The organism is Micromonospora salmantinae, assembly GCF_022230905.1.
Lineage (GTDB): Bacteria > Actinomycetota > Actinomycetes > Mycobacteriales > Micromonosporaceae > Micromonospora > Micromonospora salmantinae.
The window spans coordinates 248,541-263,219 of the sequence record NZ_JAKKFG010000004.1 but is presented as its reverse complement, the minus strand read 5'-3'; the positions used below and the strand labels follow the sequence as shown (position 1 = coordinate 263,219).

The window sequence follows — 14,679 nt, the reverse complement described above, 5'->3', positions numbered from 1 at the left end:
AGGGCAGGTTGCGCCTGGCCGTGCGCACTTCGACGGCGAGCCGTCGAAGTCGCCCTTCAGAAAACATGCAATCTACGTAAAGACACAGATCAGGGTCATCTCTGAAGCGCTGGCGGTCGGCAGAAGCAACGTCGTTCAGAAAGCCAACGTCGCCGGACCGAGGATGACTCTGTTCCCGCTCGGGCCGACTGGGACGACGCTCGACTGCCCGCCGGCCTGCACAGCCGAGCACACCAGGACATGCACGCTGGTGAACTCGAGGTTTCGCTGCTTCTGCACGTTGCGCCCGAGGTGGTGCGTGATGGCCGCCAGGATGCCGACCACCCGGGTAGCGAGCGCTCCGCGGCATGTCAGTGGACGTGATCTTCGGTTGGCCGATCTGATTCCCGTAGTCGGGACTTTGGTCGGCAGCCCTTCGGAAGCCGACCAAAGACTTCGAGGTCAGGCGGTCAGTTGCCGAAGCATCTCGGCTGAATCGTGCAGGTTCGTCATCTGCACGAATCGACCGTCACTGACTTTGTAAATCGCGTATTCGACGATTTCGAACGAGGCACCGGAAGGAGGAACACCCAGCCACTCCTTCGCCGGAGTGCCGGTGTTGATCGCGCGTACGGCGATTCCGTCGCGGTCGAAGAGCAGTTCCTTTACCTCCCAGTGAATGTCGGGAACGGCATCGACGATTCCCTTCAGGACCGTGACGACGTCGTCCCGGGTGCCAGGCTCGCCGTTCAGCAGGACCTGGTCGTTGATGAACTCGTCCATGCCGTCGAACTCATGGGCGTTGAGCGCTGCGGCGTACCGCATGTACCAGCTACGTAGCTCGTCTTCAGCCATCGGATTGCCCCTTTCGTTGGTGCCGCTCGATGCGAAGCATCTGCGCTCCACAGATTTCGGCACCGATCGGTGCCGAACCTGACACTAGCAGTTCAGCACCGATCGGTGCACAAGCAGTAGAATGCTGTGATGGAGGAGACACGAATGGGCCGGCCGCGAGCGTTCGACGCCGACGCCGCGCTCGAAAAGGCAATGGTGATCTTCTGGGAGCAAGGCTACGAGGGAGCCAGCCTCACTGACCTGACCGAAGCCATGGGCATCTCCCGCAAGAGCATGTACGCGGCCTTCGGCAACAAGGAGCAGCTCTTCCGAAAGGCGTTGCAGCGATACACCGAAGGCCCCGGCGCCTACGTCAGCCAGGCGCTACAAGCACCCACCGCCCGCGAGGTGGCCACGATGTTCCTCGCCGGCTCCATTCGGGCCAACACCCTGCCCGGATGGCCCACCGGATGCCTGGGCGTGCAGGGCGCGCTGGCCGTCGGCAAGACCGGGCGAATCGCGCACGACACCCTGACCGAGTGGCGCGCCCACGGCCAGGCGCACCTACGCGAGCGGTTCCAGCGGGCCGTCGAGGAGAGCGACCTGCCCGCCGACGCCGACCCAGACCTGATCGCCCGCTTCGTCATGACGATCGCGAACGGCATGGCCGTGCAAGCGGCGGGTGGTGCGGAACGCGAGGACCTCCGACGCGTCGCCGACACCGCTCTGCGATGCTGGCCGCCAGCCTGACAAATGCCGCTCACACGATTAGGCGTGGAAGCCGAGTGGCCCTCGGAGCGGTTCGAGGCGGAGCACGCCAAGATCAACACCGCCGTGGAAGCCGAAATGAACGGCGACGACGCCGCTCCCCGCGCCGATGCCGCATGACCTCGGAGCCGCAGCCACCAGGCCGACTGATCCTGGACCGGTCGCCCCTGCTGGGATACGCCGTCCTTCTGCGGGAGTCGGCCTTCTGGCAGCGCAGGACCCGCCGCTTCGACCTGGCGGCGGCCGCCGTGGCGGGCCTGATCCACGACGCCGCGGTGCTCACCGGCGAGGGGCCCTGATACTCCGACGGGGTGCCGCTGATCCACTTTCCGGGATGAACGACGGCGGGCCGAGCGTCAGCTTCGGGCCCTGGCCCAGGAGAGGAAACGCTCGGTCATCCTAGTCGGTGGATGATCCGGGTGGAGTTGGGTGAGCTGGTTCGTCGCCTCGTGCATCAGAGTGCCGAGGTAGATCAGCAGTGCGGTCCGGCTGGTCCGGTACTCCGTCAGCAGGGCGAGCTTGGCCGGTTGGCAGGGCCACTCGGTGCCACAGTTCCGGCACCGCCACAGCGGACGCATGGCGACGTGCGGGACGGGCGGCCGGACCACCATCACCGCCACCGCGCCGAGGGCTGCTGGGTTGTCGGGGTGAGCACATCGACCTCCTCGGGGACGGGCAAGGGGCCGCTCCCGCAAGGGGGAGACGGGAGCGACCCCGGAGGGCAGGGCCCGCCGCCGCCATTCCGGCCACCAGCGGACCCGCCACTGGTGACAGTGTGGTGATGAGGCGACTACCGTCGATACGTGCTCGCGCCGTTTGTGCAGCTCAGCGGTCCAGGTGAGCACCCACGAGGGACGCGCCGGGCCAGACTGAGCGAAGGTTGGGGAATCAATGGGGACCGTCACCGACTACGTGCTGGAGGAACTGCGTCTGTTCCGGGCGGGGTCCGGGCTCAGTCAGGACGACTTCGGCAGGGGCATCGGCTATTCGGGTTCGCACGTCAGCTCGGTGGAGACCGGCGGACGACCGCCCACGAAGGAGTACATGAGGGCGGTCGACAACCACCACCAGACCGGCGGACGCTTCCTCCGCATGCTGGACGGGTTGGCCCGGCTCGACGCCGAGCCGGCCTGGCTGCGCGAGTGGATCGAGTTCGAGCGGGAGGCGACCACGCTGCGCTGGTTCGAGTTGGCGTACGTGCCGGGCCTGCTCCAGACCGAGCGGTACGCCCGCGCGACGCTGGCCGGTGGCCGGTTCGACGCCGAGGATGTGGACCGAATCGTCGCCTCCCGGCTGGAGCGCCAGGCGATCCTGCACCGCCCGCGCCCGCCGCAGCTCATCGCCGTACTGGACGAGGCGGTGCTGCGCCGGCCGGTGCTCGACCAGCCGGGTCTCATGGTCGAGCAGTGCGAGCACCTGGCCCAGTTGGCGACGGCGGAGCATATCCAGGTGCACATCGTGCCGGTGGATGCTGGGATGTATATGGGATTGGCCGGTCAGTTCATCATCGCCGAGATGCCGGACGGTGAGCGGGTGGCTCACGCCGACAACCAGCTCACCGCGCAGTTCGTCGATGCACCGACCGACGTCGCTAAGCTGGCGAAGACGTGGGAGATCGTGCGGAACGAGGCGCTCCCCCGCCGGCAGTCAATCGAGCTGATCAAGGAAGTGGCGAAGTCATGGGCATGCTGACCCCACAGTGGCGGAAGTCGACCCGGTCCGGCGGCAACGGCGGGTCCTGCGTCGAGGTCGCCGACAACCTGCCGAGCGTGGTGCTGGTGCGCGACACCAAGGACCGCGACGGCGGCACCCTGCACGTCGACCCGACCGCCTGGAAGACGTTCGTCGCGTACGCCAAGCAGCACTGAACACGAAACTCGGAGAAGACCCCTCTACCTAGGGCACTCTGAGATCTTGGACAGTTTCCGTTATGACAGAACGGAAACTGTCCAAGATCTACCCTGAAAAGTCCCGCGACCGCCGGCAGTCAGTTCGATGACGAACTACCGCCCCGGCCATCGGACAGCAGCGGCCTGAGCCTCAGCTTGCTATCGCTGCTTCCTGCGTTTCCGGCTGGGTGCCCGGACGGGCGAGCCGGGTCGTGGCACCCGCGAGCACGGCACCGGCGATGGTCAGGGCGAGAATCTGCCAGGCCGGTCCGAACGGGTAGTAGGGGCCGGGTGTGAATGCGCTGTGCACGGTGAAGACCGGACCGACGTCGCCGTGATCTCGGAATGTCCGCAACACGTTGCCGTACAGGGCTACTGCCGGCAGAGCGAGCGCGATCAGAGCGACGGCCCAGAGCCCGGCGGAGGCGCGTCGCCGTTCGGCCGACGCCTCCACGATCCGGTAGGCGAGTGCCGCTGCGAACAGCCACCCGACGACAAGTCCGATCAGGATGCCCATCACGATCAGAGGTAGGAACATGGGCCTGCTCTGCGCCCAACCGTCGAGGTGGACAGAACCGTGGTCGGCGGTGAGGTAGCCCCGCACCTGGAGTGTCAGCCCGTTCGACGTGGCGGTGAACGTTGAGTTGCGCATCGGCAGGTCGACGAAGGATTTGGTGTCGGGATTGAACGCGACCGCTTTGCCGCCGAGCGGCGTGATGTCGGAAACGGACCAGCCGTCAGCGGCGAACCGCTGCCGGGCCTTCTCAGCGTCCCAGGCGCCATCGACTTCGGTAGTCGTCGAGATCGACTCCTCCACCCACGGTGACGCGACACGCAGCTGGCTGGAATCGCTGGCGGCACCGCTGGCCCGCTGGGCCAGGCTGGCGATCGTGGCGTCGTCGGGTAGGTCCGCGAACGTCTGGGAACCTGCCCACGACCCTGCGGCCCCACCGAAAGCGCCCATCGTCAGGGCGAGGAGGACCGCCGCGACAACCGCAAACGGCCGGCGTGCGGGGAGCCGGAGCCGGTGGCGCACGCCGCTGGCGAGCAGGTGCAGGGCTTCCCCGGGCCGAGGGCGGCGCTGCCCGGGGGCCGCCATCTCGAGGAGCGTCGTGATCATCTCGTTGCCGTACCGCTGCCGGTGCCGGCCCGGGTATGCCAGCAGCAGCGTGCGGTAGTGGCGTTCGAGACTGTGGTCGTCGGTCGACCAGGCGGCGGCGGTCATGCGATCACCGTCCCGAAGCCCGGGGCACCACCGAGGCGCTTGCTCAACTGGGTATCGGCCGCCGTGGCGTGCCGACGCAACCGCTCGGCCTGGGTTTGCAGGGCGGCCGCTCCCGCCTCGTTGAGCCGGTAGTAGCGACGCAGCCTCCCGTCGACGACCTCCTCCCGGTCAACCTCGATCAGGTCCTGCTCGACCAGGCGGTCGAGCGCGCCGTAGAGCGTGCCAGGCCGCAGCTTGACGTCACCCGCCGACAACTCCTCCACCGCTTGCACGACTCCATAGCCATGCAACGGCTGCGCGGCCAGAGCGGTGAGGATGAGGAAGGTAGATTCATGCATGAGCGCATAGTACGTGCGGCGTTATATAACGGCAAGGATTCTATTTGGGATCGCTCCGGCCCAGAACCTCTGCCCGGACACGTTCGCCCGGACCAGGCATGCTGGGACGATGATCGCGCGCTTCAAGGACCTCTGTCTCGACGCCACCGACCCGCTCACGCTCGGCGCCTTCTGGGCCCGGATGCTCGACGGTGACGTGGCCGATGCCGGTGACGACGACACCCGGGTGGACCCCCGCTCGGCGCGCTCGAACGCCGAGTCCATCTGGGTGAACAAGGTGCCCGAGCCTCGGGTCGGCAAGACCCGCGTACACCTGGATCTGCGGTTGGCCGGGGCGGACCCGGCGGCGTTGGTCGCGGATGGCGCCCGGCTGGTCCGCGAACCGGGCGGCGAGGCGACCTGGTGGGTGCTCGACGACCCGGAGGGCAACGAGTTCTGCGCGTTCCCGGCCCGCGACGGCACCCGACCGGGCCCCTTCGAGCTGGTCGTCGATTCGACCGACCCGGCGGCGCAGGCGACCTGGTGGGCCGGGGTGGTCGGCGGCACCGTCGAGCACGAGCCGAGCACCTCGTCGGTGGTCGGCGCGTCCGGTTTCCCCTGGGACTACTGGGTGTTCGTCGGGGTGCCCGAGCCCAAGACGGTCAAGAACCGGCTGCACTGGGACGTCGACCTGGTCGACCCGGAGCCGATGGCGCTGATCGCGGCGGGCGCGACGCTGCTGAGTGAGCCGCTCGACGAGGCGCACTGGTGGTGGGTGCTGGCCGACCCGGAGGGCAACGAGTTCTGCGCCTTCACCCCACGCCCCACCGGGTGAACGACCGACTACCGAGCGCGGGCGTCGTCGGCTAGCGTTTTCCTAGCGCCGTAGCCAGCGCGTTCGCCGCCGCCGTCGACACGCCTCCGGCCGACCCATGCCTGCCCGATCGGTTGGTAATCGCGGGAACGTCCCACCGCCGCTCCCCCGGTTCGGCAGGATCGTCCCAACGAGGAGGTGCCGTCGTGCAGGACACCCGCGCTCTCGCCCTGACGTTCGAGGTGAGCGGCCTGCCACCGGTCAAGACCGAAGCGTTGTCCATCTTCGCCGCCGGGCACCGGCAGGCGACGAGGGTCCGCACCCTGCTCCAGGCCGCCCTCGCCGCGGCCCAGCGCACCGGCTGGACGCCGTTGCCCGGGCCGATCGAGGTGGACCTGGTGTTGCGCTGCCCGCCAGGGCACCGTACGTCCGACGCCAGCACCCTTCTCGGCGGCGTCTGTGCGGTGTTGCAGGACAAGAAGCGGGTGTCGAACATCGGCCTCGCCCACCTCGGCGTGCTGGTGGACGTCGCCCTCTACGACGACGACCGGCAGATCCGCCGGCTGTCGTACCACGAGGAGCCGGCGGAGGAGTTCTCGTACCAGGTGCGGGTCGCCGCCGTACCGACCGGGGTTTGACCGACGTCCGCGGTGGGGTATCGCGGACGCCGACGAAGGGAGCACCGATGTCGGAGCCACATGTCACGCTCGACCCCCGCGGGCTCGATCCCGTGCAGCAGAAGCTGCGCGGCCCGCTGGAGGAGCAGCTGACCTCGGCGCTTCAGGCGGCCACCGAGCGGGTCCGCTCCGGCTACGCCGGTGAACCGGTAGAGCAGGTCTGCCAGCGGCTGTTGGAGGAGACCCGCTCCGGGTTGCATCCCGACATCGCTGCCGGGTTCAACCCGGACATGGACGAGTTCTGCCGGGTGGCGGTGGCGATCGTCCGCCGCGAGGCCGGCTGAGCCGCAGCGGCTCTCAGTATCGGCTGAGCTGAGGAGAGATCTGCGCTTCATGCCGCCGTCCTGACAGTCGAACCGGCGCGCGGTCTGCCCCGCTCGCAACGGTCGAACGATTCGCGGGCGGGTCAGGACCGGGTCCGCAACTACCCGGCCCTGACCCTCGGCCGTCCGACAGGGAAGCGGACAGCTCCGGCACCCCGCCGCGCGGGCGTGGCACGACGCCGCGCGCCAGAACGGGGTGAGCCAGCCACTTCGCACTCAGCTCCACGGTGCTCACCCGCCGAACGCCGACGCGCCCCGACACACCCCGAAGGGCCGTGAGCGCCGGACCAGGTTAGGCGCGCTCCGACCGGCCGGACAAGCCGCGTCGGACGACCGGCGGCAGGACTTCTTCCACGCTGAAAATCGGGCAGGTCGGCGTAACGCGACCATGATCCCCGACGCTGTTCGGCGTCGGTACGGTCAGAAGTGGCGCAGCAGGTCCCGGAACGCGGCGAGCCGCAGCACCCCACCGTCTGTCGGGTCCAGCTCGTCGTCCTCCAGCACCCAGGTGTTCGCGTTCGGAATGAACACCGCGTTCAACCCGGCGGCCCGCGCCGGCAGGATGTCGGACTTCGGGGAGTTGCCGATCATCCACGCGCCGTCCGGCGCGAAGCCGTGCTCCCGAGTGAGCCACCGGTACGTGTCGACGTTCTTCTCGGCGACGATGTGCGCGGCGCCGAAGTGGTGCAGCAGACCGCAGGCGTCCAGCTTGCGCTGCTGCTCCTCCCGATCGCCCTTGGTGAGCAGCAGCAACTCGTGCCGGCCGCCCAACTCGTCGAGCGCGTCGGCCACCCCGGGCATCAGCTCCACCTGGTGCTCGACGAGGGCCACCGCCAGCCGGTCGATCTCCTGACGTTCGGAGTCGGTGGCCGGCCGCTCGCGCAGCCGCTCCAGGCACTCCGCCAGGCTGCGCAGAAAGACCTTGCTGCCGTACCCGTGCGCCACCGCGTTGGCCCGCTCGATGTCGTCGAGGACGGCCCGCAGCGCGGCCCGGTCCAGGGTGGGATGGTCCAGCCAGCCCAGGAAGTCGTCGATCACCCGCTCGAAGACGACGTTGTTCTCCCACAACGTGTCGTCCGCATCGAAGATCAACACCTGTGCCTGTCGTCGCGCCGCCACGCCGACCGTCATGCCATCCCCTCCCCGTGCCACCGCCCCCAAGGCCGAGAGACAGGATAGGCGGGAGATCGATTTGAGATCTTCCGGATTTTCGTGAACCGTTCCGGCACGGCCGTCGTCATGCGGAGGCGACATCAGGTTCGGGACGGCTCTTGAGGAGTGCGGCATGTTCACCACGAAGTGGGTCACCGGGGCGGCGATGCTGGCCTGCGCCAGCGCGCTGGTGGCGTGCCAGGGCGGTGCGGCCAAGGCGCCGGGCGCCGCGGCGGGCACGCCGACGCCGTCGGGCGCCGTGACAGGCGCGCCGACACCGACGGCAGCGGGGCCGACCACGTCGTCGGCAGCGGCGACCGACCCACTGCTGTCCGGCAAGCGCGAGGTCACGATCACCCGCGTGCAGGGTTCGGGGCAGCCGTTGGAGATCAGCGGGCGACTCGAGGAGGGCGGCGACACCGGCGGTCGCATCCTGTTCGTGCCGACACCGATCGGCGGCGACCGGTACGTGATCAGGGCATTCGGCACCAGGGACGACCACCCCGTCAATGACGACCCGTCCTGCTGGCAGGTGAACGGCCTGGACATCGAGCCCGAACTGACCATCGGGGCCGTCGTCTGCGACCAGGACGACCCGATCCAGCGGTTCACCATCGTCGCCAAGGGCGACGGCACGTACGCGATCGGCAGCGAGACCCGATTCCTGCAGCACCTCCCCGGCAACGGTCTCGTCCTCAAGGAGTTGGGCAACGCCAAGCTGAACACCACGTTCCGGTTCACCGACAAGGGCCCGGCCGACCGCCAGCCCATCAACTGACCACGATCGGGGGCGTCGGCGGCGGCCCGGTCAGGGCCACCGCAGCAACCGTTGCGCGATCAACGCCTCGCGGTCCTCCTGCCCCTCGGGTCGCAGCCGGCCACCGCGGGTGAGCATCACCACGCCGTGCAGCAGGCTCCAACCCACCTCGGCCAGGGTGTCCGGGTCCCGCCCCTCGGCCAGCGGGGTCAGGGCCGCCCGCAACTCGGCGAAGACCGACCGCGGCGCGGCCGGCACACCATCCACGCCGAGGGCCAGGTCGGGGGTCAGCGCGAGCATGGCGTCATAGACCTCAGGATTCGTGTACGCGAAGTCGAGGTACGCGGTCGCGACCGCCGGCCAAGCCCCGTCGGGGCTGCCGGCGGTCTCCGCGTGCGCCTCGGCGAGGTCGGCGGCCAGATCGGCGAAGGCGCACACCGCGACGGCGGCGATCAGCGCCTCCAGATCGGCGAAGTGCCGATAGATGTCGCCCATGTCGATCTCGGTGCGTTCGGCGAGCCGTCGGGTGGTCACGCCCGCCCAGCCCTCCGTCTCGGCCAGCTCTCGCGCGACGGTGACGATGAGGTCACGCCGGTCCTGTTCAGTGGCCTTCTCGGCAGGTCCGGGCACGCCCACGAGCGTAGAGGCGTACACCTGCCGTAGCGGTCGGGTGACGGATTGGTGACTGTTGTGGTGGGCCGGTTCCCTCGCTCCACGTGCCACAGCCGCCCCCTGGCTCGTTAGGCGAGGAGATCACCGCGACGGGAGGGGCACGTGATCGTGCGGCGACACCGGCGCGTGGCGAGCCCATGAGGAACACCCCCGACAGACTGTTGCGCAGCGAGGCATCCCGCCAGCGGGCCACCTTTCTGGAGCTCTTCCTCGACCTGGTCTTCGTCTTCGCCCTCACCCGGATCTCGGCGCGGCTGATCGCCGACTTCACCGACGGCCAACGGGGCGTGTACGCGGGCCTCGGCCAGGCTCTGCTGCTGTTCCTGGCGCTGTGGGCGGTCTGGTCGGTGACGGTCTGGTCGACCAGTTGGCTTGACCCGGACGCCCCGATCGTCCAGACCGTCATCGTCATGACGCTGGTGGGTGCCATGACGATGGCCGTCGCCGTGCCGCACGGCTTCGGCGCACGGGCCTCCCTCTTCGCCATCACCCTGGTGACCCTCCAGATCGGCCGAGTGGTGTTCTTCCACGTCGCCGGGCACGGCCGGCCGGACCCACACCAGTCGATCCGGATCCTGTTCTGGTTCGGCTTGAGCGCACCGCTCTGGGTCGTCGGCGGGCTGGTCGACGACGGCACGGTTCGTGGGTCACTCTGGACCTTCGCCGTGCTGATCGACTACACCGGGCTGTTCCTCGGCTGGCCGACCCCCCGACTCGGCGCGCAACGGCTCGGCGTGCAGATGATCGCCGCCGAGCACCTGGCCGAGCGGTACCAACAGTTCCTCCTCATCGCTCTCGGCGAGGCGATCTTCGTCATCGGTCTCGCCTTCAGCGGCAGCGAGTTCCACATCGACCAGACGGGTGGGTTCGTCCTGGCGCTGGCGAGCACAGTCCTGCTCTGGCGGATCTACTTCCACGTCGCGGGAGGAATGCTGGGCACCGCCGTCGATCATTCTCGTAACCCGGCCCGACTCGCTACCGACATGGCGTTCGCCCACATGGTCATGATCGCGGGGATCGTGCTCACCGGCGTCGGCTTCGAGCTGTTCATCGCCGAGCCGCTCGGGCACCTCCCGGCGACCTGGCTCATCGCCATCTTCGGCGGCCCGGTGCTCTTCCTCGCCGGACGATCGGCGCTGGAATACCAGGTCTTCGGTCGGGTGTCCCGGTCCCGGCTGGCCGGCCTGCTGGCCTTCGGCCTGCTGATCCCGGCAGCACTGCACCTCCAGCCCTTCACCGCCGGCGCCGTCGCCGCCGTGGTGCTGCTCGGCGTCGCCAGCGCGGACGCGCGACGCTCCCGTCGACACCCATCAGAGACACCCACGCCCCCGTACTAGGCAGTCAACGGCGCAGCGTGGTCTCCCGCCGCATGTGGGACAACTTCTCAGGGTTGCGCACCGCGTAGACCCCACTGATGAGACCGCCGTCGATACGCAACGCGAGGACCGTGTCGACAGCGCCGTCGAGCCGCAGAACCAGCGCCGGGTGACCGTTGACCTGAGCGGGGTGCAGCGACATGGTCGCGACCCTGGCGTGTCTGCTGCACAGCAGGCGGGCCACCTTGTCGGCCCCGGCGACAGGCCGCAGCACGGCCTGCTTGATGCCGCCGCCGTCGCCGAGGAGCACGACATCCGGCGCGAGGACGTCGAGCAAGCCCTGCACGTCGCCGGTCTCGACCGCCAGCCGGAACGCGTCCAACGCCCGCCGGGTGTCCGCCGGGGAGACCATCCCGCGCGGCCGGCGCGCGGCGACATGCGCCCGCGCACGGTGGGCGATCTGACGGACCGCTGCCGAACTCTTGTCGACCGCCTCGGCGATCTCGTCGTATCCAATGTCGAAGACCTCACGGAGGACGAACACCGCCCGCTCGGTCGGCGCCAGCGTCTCCAGCACCAGCAGCATCGCCATCGAGACGCTCTCGGCGAGTTCGACGTCGTCGGCGACGTCGGGCGCTGTCAGCAACGGCTCGGGTAGCCAGGAGCCGACGTAGGACTCCCTGCGCCGGCCGACCGCACGCAGCCGGTTGAGCGACTGGCGGGTGGTGATCCGGACCAGGTAGGCACGCTGGTCCCGAACCGTCGCGTGATCCGCGTCCGCCCACCGCAGCCAGGTCTCCTGGAGTACGTCCTCCGCGTCGGCAGCCGAACCGAGCATCTCGTACGCGACGGTGAAGAGGAGGTTTCTGTGGTTGACGAACGCGTCGACGGTGCCGTCCCCCCGGCCGTCCGCACTCACGATTCCGCCTCCCGCATCCATACGTCCTCCAGTCTCGCCGAACTCGACCGCGTCGCTCACCAGACACCGGCCTCCCGACTTCTGTGACACCGGGCGTCGGTGCTCCTCGTCACTTCACGAGCTGTCACAGCGCACCGGCCGGCGGTGTCTCCTGTGCGACCCGATACGGAGGCAAATCATGAACCTGGCACTGTGGATCGCGGCCGGCCTGTTGGCCACAATTGCCCTGGCCGGCGGCATCACCAAGACGTTCGTACCCAAGCAGAAGTTGTCCGCCGCCAACGGCGGCGGGTGGACCGGCGACGCCAGCGTGGGCTTCGTCAAGACCCTCGGGGTCCTCGAACTCCTGGCCGCTGTCGGCTTCATCCTGCCCGCCGTGCTCGACATCGCACCGGTGCTCGTGCCGGTGACCGCGATCTGCTGGGTTCTGCTGATGGTCGGCGCGATGATCACCCACCTGCGCTACGGCGAGGCGAGGTTCATGGTGCTGAATCTGATCTATCTCGCGCTGGCCGCGTTCGTGGCCTGGGGCCGCCTCGGACCCGAGCCCTTCACCGGCTGAGTTGAGCCCGCTCCCGCCCCGGCTGACCGACGGTGCCCCGCTGTTCTCCGCAGGGTGGCGGCGCGGCCCGCGCGGGGCGGCGCGGCGCTCAGGAGGGTGCGGCGGCGGGGAAACCGTCGGTGAGCGCGCCGATCACCCGCTGGATCCGGTGATCCGCTGACGAGTCGGTGTGGCCGGTCAACGCGACGTGGTGCAGGACGCTGACCACCGCCAGAGCCAGTGCCTCGGCGTCGGCGCCGGCAGGCACCCGCCCACGGGTCTGCTCGGCGGCCAGATAGTCGGCGACCGCGCGTTCGATCCCCCGCAGCCCCGACATCCCACTGCCCAGGACCGCCTCGACGTTCGCCGTCAACTCCGGGCGGAAGGCGGTCAGCCGGGTCAACGCCGTCAGCGTGCCCAACGGCGTGGCCAGGACGGCCCGACGCAGGTTGTCGGCGACAGTGCCGGACCCGGCGCGCTCCGGCAGGCCGGCCACCTCGCCGGAGATCTGGAAGACGCGGTCGACAGCGAACCCGGTCAGGAAGTCGTCGAAGTTCGCGAAGTGCGCGTAGAGCAGGCCGGTCGCGACGCCGGCCTCGCGCGTCACGGCCCGGCCGGTGAGCCTGCTCGGCCCCTCTTCCACTATCAACCGCTCGACGGCAGCGAAGAGCTGCTGTCTGAGCGCTGGGATGGCGACTCCGCGCGGCATGGCTGAAGTCTAGGCGGTGCCGCCGCCGCCGTTTGCGCCGGTATGAACAGTCGCTCATACTGGTTTGAGCAGATGCTCATTCCAGGTGACGGAGGTGCCGGATGAAACGTGCGGTGATCGTGGGTGCGGGGATAGCCGGGCTGGCCACAGCCCTGCGACTCCACCAGGACGGGTGGCAGGTCCTCGCGGCCGAACGAGCCCCGGCCCGGCGCAGCAGCGGCTACATGGTGAACCTGATCGGGCCGGGCTACGACGCCGCCGAACGCCTCGGCCTGCTCCCCGCGCTGACCGCCGCCGACCTCGGGCTGTTCACCACAGTGCTGGTCCACGCCGACGGACGCCCCAAGTTCACAGTGCCGACCGCCATCGCCGAGGCCGCACTCGGCAAGCGGGCCCTCTCGGTGTTCCGCGGCGACCTGGAAGCCAGCCTCTTCGAAGCGGTGCGGGACCGGGTCGACATCCGCTTCGGCACCACCGTCACGTCCATCGACCAGGACACCGATCACGTACGCGTGAAGTTGAGCGACGGCACCATCGAGCAGGCCGACCTGCTGGTCGGTGCCGACGGGGTGCACTCGGCCACCCGTACCGCCGTGTTCGGCCCCGACTTCCGGGTGGACCTCCCGTACCTCGTGGCCGCCTTCCCCGTGACCCACCCGGTGCCCGGCGTGCCCGAGTCGTCAGCCACCACGCACATCGGCCCCGGGCGCACCGCGGCGATGGTCAACCTGGGCCCGGACCGGTCGTCGGCGTTCTTCACCTATCGCAGCGCGCAGCCCGCCGCAGACCTGAGGCGCGGGCCGGTCGACGCGCTGCGGGCCGCGTTCGGAGATCTGGCGGGCGGCGTGCCCGACGCGATCGACCATCTTGCGAAGGACCCGGCCAGCGCCTACTTCGACGCCGTCAGCCAGGTGGTCATGCCGCGCTGGAGCGCCGGTCGCGTCGTCCTGCTCGGAGACGCGGCGTGGTGCGTGACGCTCTTCGCCGGACACGGCGCGGCCCTCGCCCTGGCCGGCGCCGACCACCTCGGCGCCGCCCTGCGACGGCACGCCGACGACCTCCCGGCAGCACTCGCCGAGTGGGAGACCGGACTACGCCCGGAGGTCAACAAACGGCAGGCACTCGCCCGCCGGGGAATGGCCCAGTACGCGCCACCCAGCCGATTCCACGTCTGGATGAGCGATCTGACCATCCGGGCGATCACCCTGCCCGGCGTCAGCGGCCTCGTCCGACGAGGTATCGAACGGGCAAATCGTTGAGCGGTGCCCCGCGTCACATCGGTTGACTTGAAGCGCTTGAAGTTGGGGACGCTTCATCCATGGCAGCGACGAGGGAAGGCCGGGAGCAGGCCGAATGGCCCCTGACCATCCAGGAGATGGCGCAGCGGTCGGGCTTCAGCGAGCCGACTCTGCGCTACTACGAGAAGGTCGGCCTGCTCGGTGCGGTGCCCCGCGACGACAGCAGCGGCCACCGCCGCTACGACACCCCACTCGCCGAGCGGGTCGACGCCCTGGCCTGCCTGCGGTCGTCCGGGATGAGCGTCGCGGACATGCGCCGGTATCTGACGCTGCTCGACGAGGGCGACCGGGCGGCCGCCGCCGAACAACGCGACCTCTTCGCCCGGCACGCCGACCGACTGTCCGCCGAGATCGAGCGGCTACGGGTACGCCAGGCGTACCTGCGCGCCAAGGCAGACATGTGGGATGCCCGGCACCGAGACGACGCCGCTGCCGAAACCCGCGCGGTCGAGCAGGTGGAGCGCGCTCTTCAGGATTTCTGACCAACGA

General features: G+C 69.3%; 20 protein-coding genes and 1 pseudogene. 13 read left to right on the top strand and 8 right to left on the bottom strand.

Going from position 1 to position 14,679, the window contains the following annotated elements:
* Window positions 1–124: 124 nt before the first annotated feature.
* A pseudogene (locus PSH03_RS32760) lies at window positions 125–339 on the top strand (creatininase family protein); the annotation flags it as partial.
* 102 nt (window positions 340–441) lie between these two features.
* On the opposite strand, the gene PSH03_RS03745 reads toward PSH03_RS32760, so the two are convergent.
* Window positions 442–834, bottom strand: a complete 393-nt coding sequence (locus PSH03_RS03745; protein WP_210781913.1) for an ester cyclase — start codon at window positions 832–834, stop codon at window positions 442–444.
* Between the two features lie 129 nt (window positions 835–963).
* Here PSH03_RS03745 and PSH03_RS03740 point away from each other — a divergent pair, with 129 nt between their 5' ends.
* A complete protein-coding gene (locus tag PSH03_RS03740; protein ID WP_238688251.1) occupies window positions 964–1,563 on the top strand; it encodes a TetR/AcrR family transcriptional regulator in 600 nt (199 codons plus the stop codon).
* A 134-nt stretch (window positions 1,564–1,697) separates the two neighbouring features.
* A complete protein-coding gene (locus PSH03_RS03735; RefSeq protein WP_210781916.1) occupies window positions 1,698–1,880 on the top strand; it encodes a hypothetical protein in 183 nt (60 codons plus the stop codon).
* A gap of 57 nt (window positions 1,881–1,937) precedes the next feature.
* Here the strand turns inward: PSH03_RS03735 and PSH03_RS03730 are convergent, their stop codons facing one another.
* The gene (locus PSH03_RS03730; protein ID WP_112602373.1) at window positions 1,938–2,192 is read right to left on the bottom strand and encodes a flavin reductase; all 255 of its coding nucleotides are present in this window, start codon (window positions 2,190–2,192) and stop codon (window positions 1,938–1,940) included.
* 280 nt (window positions 2,193–2,472) lie between these two features.
* Between PSH03_RS03730 and PSH03_RS03725 the strand changes: the two genes are divergently transcribed.
* Both PSH03_RS03725 and PSH03_RS03720 read left to right on the top strand, forming a co-directional pair.
* Window positions 2,473–3,273, top strand: a complete 801-nt coding sequence (locus tag PSH03_RS03725) for a helix-turn-helix domain-containing protein (protein WP_210781920.1) — start codon at window positions 2,473–2,475, stop codon at window positions 3,271–3,273.
* Window positions 3,267–3,449, top strand: a complete 183-nt coding sequence (locus tag PSH03_RS03720) for a DUF397 domain-containing protein (RefSeq protein WP_210782013.1) — start codon at window positions 3,267–3,269, stop codon at window positions 3,447–3,449. Before PSH03_RS03725 ends, PSH03_RS03720 begins: the two co-directional genes overlap by 7 nt.
* Before the next feature lie 172 nt (window positions 3,450–3,621).
* Here the strand turns inward: PSH03_RS03720 and PSH03_RS03715 are convergent, their stop codons facing one another.
* Complete coding sequence (locus PSH03_RS03715) at window positions 3,622–4,695, bottom strand: hypothetical protein (protein ID WP_238688250.1); 1,074 nt, start codon at window positions 4,693–4,695, stop codon at window positions 3,622–3,624.
* Window positions 4,692–5,033 (bottom strand): PadR family transcriptional regulator, encoded by a 342-nt coding sequence (locus PSH03_RS03710; RefSeq protein WP_210781926.1) that lies wholly within the window; start codon window positions 5,031–5,033, stop codon window positions 4,692–4,694. The genes PSH03_RS03715 and PSH03_RS03710 overlap by 4 nt, the downstream gene beginning before the upstream one ends.
* Window positions 5,034–5,142: 109 nt before the next feature.
* On the opposite strand from PSH03_RS03710, the gene PSH03_RS03705 reads away from it, so the two are divergent.
* The 3 genes from PSH03_RS03705 to PSH03_RS03695 all read left to right on the top strand — a co-directional run bounded on the left by PSH03_RS03705 (window position 5,143) and on the right by PSH03_RS03695 (window position 6,787).
* The gene (locus PSH03_RS03705; RefSeq protein WP_238688249.1) at window positions 5,143–5,847 is read left to right on the top strand and encodes a VOC family protein; all 705 of its coding nucleotides are present in this window, start codon (window positions 5,143–5,145) and stop codon (window positions 5,845–5,847) included.
* Window positions 5,848–6,032: 185 nt separating this feature from the next.
* Window positions 6,033–6,464, top strand: a complete 432-nt coding sequence (locus PSH03_RS03700) for a RusA family crossover junction endodeoxyribonuclease (protein ID WP_210781928.1) — start codon at window positions 6,033–6,035, stop codon at window positions 6,462–6,464.
* 47 nt (window positions 6,465–6,511) lie between these two features.
* Window positions 6,512–6,787, top strand: a complete 276-nt coding sequence (locus PSH03_RS03695) for a hypothetical protein (protein ID WP_210781930.1) — start codon at window positions 6,512–6,514, stop codon at window positions 6,785–6,787.
* A 459-nt stretch (window positions 6,788–7,246) separates the two neighbouring features.
* Here PSH03_RS03695 and PSH03_RS03690 read toward each other — a convergent pair whose 3' ends face one another.
* Window positions 7,247–7,957, bottom strand: a complete 711-nt coding sequence (locus PSH03_RS03690) for an HAD family hydrolase (RefSeq protein WP_210781932.1) — start codon at window positions 7,955–7,957, stop codon at window positions 7,247–7,249.
* Between the two features lie 154 nt (window positions 7,958–8,111).
* Between PSH03_RS03690 and PSH03_RS03685 the strand changes: the two genes are divergently transcribed.
* On the top strand, window positions 8,112–8,756 hold the full coding sequence (locus PSH03_RS03685; RefSeq protein ID WP_238688248.1) for a hypothetical protein: 645 nt from the start codon (window positions 8,112–8,114) through the stop codon (window positions 8,754–8,756).
* Between the two features lie 30 nt (window positions 8,757–8,786).
* Here the strand turns inward: PSH03_RS03685 and PSH03_RS32755 are convergent, their stop codons facing one another.
* Complete coding sequence (locus PSH03_RS32755; protein WP_238688247.1) at window positions 8,787–9,365, bottom strand: TetR/AcrR family transcriptional regulator; 579 nt, start codon at window positions 9,363–9,365, stop codon at window positions 8,787–8,789.
* 179 nt (window positions 9,366–9,544) lie between these two features.
* Here PSH03_RS32755 and PSH03_RS03675 point away from each other — a divergent pair, with 179 nt between their 5' ends.
* Window positions 9,545–10,744, top strand: a complete 1,200-nt coding sequence (locus PSH03_RS03675) for a low temperature requirement protein A (RefSeq protein ID WP_238688246.1) — start codon at window positions 9,545–9,547, stop codon at window positions 10,742–10,744.
* Window positions 10,745–10,748: 4 nt separating this feature from the next.
* Here PSH03_RS03675 and PSH03_RS03670 read toward each other — a convergent pair whose 3' ends face one another.
* Entirely contained in the window at window positions 10,749–11,663 is a 915-nt protein-coding gene (locus PSH03_RS03670; protein ID WP_210781940.1) for an RNA polymerase sigma-70 factor, read from the bottom strand.
* A gap of 157 nt (window positions 11,664–11,820) precedes the next feature.
* Here PSH03_RS03670 and PSH03_RS03665 point away from each other — a divergent pair, with 157 nt between their 5' ends.
* The gene (locus PSH03_RS03665) at window positions 11,821–12,204 is read left to right on the top strand and encodes a DoxX family protein (protein ID WP_210781942.1); all 384 of its coding nucleotides are present in this window, start codon (window positions 11,821–11,823) and stop codon (window positions 12,202–12,204) included.
* An 88-nt stretch (window positions 12,205–12,292) separates the two neighbouring features.
* Here PSH03_RS03665 and PSH03_RS03660 read toward each other — a convergent pair whose 3' ends face one another.
* A complete protein-coding gene (locus tag PSH03_RS03660) occupies window positions 12,293–12,892 on the bottom strand; it encodes a TetR/AcrR family transcriptional regulator (protein ID WP_210781944.1) in 600 nt (199 codons plus the stop codon).
* A 101-nt stretch (window positions 12,893–12,993) separates the two neighbouring features.
* Between PSH03_RS03660 and PSH03_RS03655 the strand changes: the two genes are divergently transcribed.
* Together PSH03_RS03655 and PSH03_RS03650 are read left to right on the top strand one after the other, a co-directional pair.
* Window positions 12,994–14,151, top strand: a complete 1,158-nt coding sequence (locus PSH03_RS03655; protein WP_210781946.1) for an FAD-dependent oxidoreductase — start codon at window positions 12,994–12,996, stop codon at window positions 14,149–14,151.
* A gap of 59 nt (window positions 14,152–14,210) precedes the next feature.
* Window positions 14,211–14,672, top strand: coding sequence for a MerR family transcriptional regulator (locus PSH03_RS03650; RefSeq protein WP_210781948.1), 462 nt, complete (start codon window positions 14,211–14,213; stop codon window positions 14,670–14,672).
* Window positions 14,673–14,679 lie beyond the last annotated feature (7 nt).

Coding starts and splice junctions, on each gene's coding strand:
- PSH03_RS03720 (WP_210782013.1), top strand. CDS start 3,267: ATGCTGACCCCACAGTGGCGGAAGTCGACCCGGTCCGGCGGCAACGGC.
- PSH03_RS03685 (WP_238688248.1), top strand. CDS start 8,112: ATGTTCACCACGAAGTGGGTCACCGGGGCGGCGATGCTGGCCTGCGCC.
- PSH03_RS03715 (WP_238688250.1), bottom strand. CDS start 4,695: ATGACCGCCGCCGCCTGGTCGACCGACGACCACAGTCTCGAACGCCAC.
- PSH03_RS03740 (WP_238688251.1), top strand. CDS start 964: ATGGAGGAGACACGAATGGGCCGGCCGCGAGCGTTCGACGCCGACGCC.
- PSH03_RS03730 (WP_112602373.1), bottom strand. CDS start 2,192: ATGGTGGTCCGGCCGCCCGTCCCGCACGTCGCCATGCGTCCGCTGTGG.
- PSH03_RS03655 (WP_210781946.1), top strand. CDS start 12,994: ATGAAACGTGCGGTGATCGTGGGTGCGGGGATAGCCGGGCTGGCCACA.
- PSH03_RS03725 (WP_210781920.1), top strand. CDS start 2,473: ATGGGGACCGTCACCGACTACGTGCTGGAGGAACTGCGTCTGTTCCGG.
- PSH03_RS03660 (WP_210781944.1), bottom strand. CDS start 12,892: ATGCCGCGCGGAGTCGCCATCCCAGCGCTCAGACAGCAGCTCTTCGCT.
- PSH03_RS03745 (WP_210781913.1), bottom strand. CDS start 834: ATGGCTGAAGACGAGCTACGTAGCTGGTACATGCGGTACGCCGCAGCG.
- PSH03_RS03690 (WP_210781932.1), bottom strand. CDS start 7,957: ATGACGGTCGGCGTGGCGGCGCGACGACAGGCACAGGTGTTGATCTTC.
- PSH03_RS03735 (WP_210781916.1), top strand. CDS start 1,698: ATGACCTCGGAGCCGCAGCCACCAGGCCGACTGATCCTGGACCGGTCG.
- PSH03_RS03665 (WP_210781942.1), top strand. CDS start 11,821: ATGAACCTGGCACTGTGGATCGCGGCCGGCCTGTTGGCCACAATTGCC.
- PSH03_RS03710 (WP_210781926.1), bottom strand. CDS start 5,033: ATGCATGAATCTACCTTCCTCATCCTCACCGCTCTGGCCGCGCAGCCG.
- PSH03_RS03675 (WP_238688246.1), top strand. CDS start 9,545: ATGAGGAACACCCCCGACAGACTGTTGCGCAGCGAGGCATCCCGCCAG.
- PSH03_RS03705 (WP_238688249.1), top strand. CDS start 5,143: ATGATCGCGCGCTTCAAGGACCTCTGTCTCGACGCCACCGACCCGCTC.
- PSH03_RS03650 (WP_210781948.1), top strand. CDS start 14,211: ATGGCAGCGACGAGGGAAGGCCGGGAGCAGGCCGAATGGCCCCTGACC.
- PSH03_RS03670 (WP_210781940.1), bottom strand. CDS start 11,663: ATGGATGCGGGAGGCGGAATCGTGAGTGCGGACGGCCGGGGGGACGGC.
- PSH03_RS03695 (WP_210781930.1), top strand. CDS start 6,512: ATGTCGGAGCCACATGTCACGCTCGACCCCCGCGGGCTCGATCCCGTG.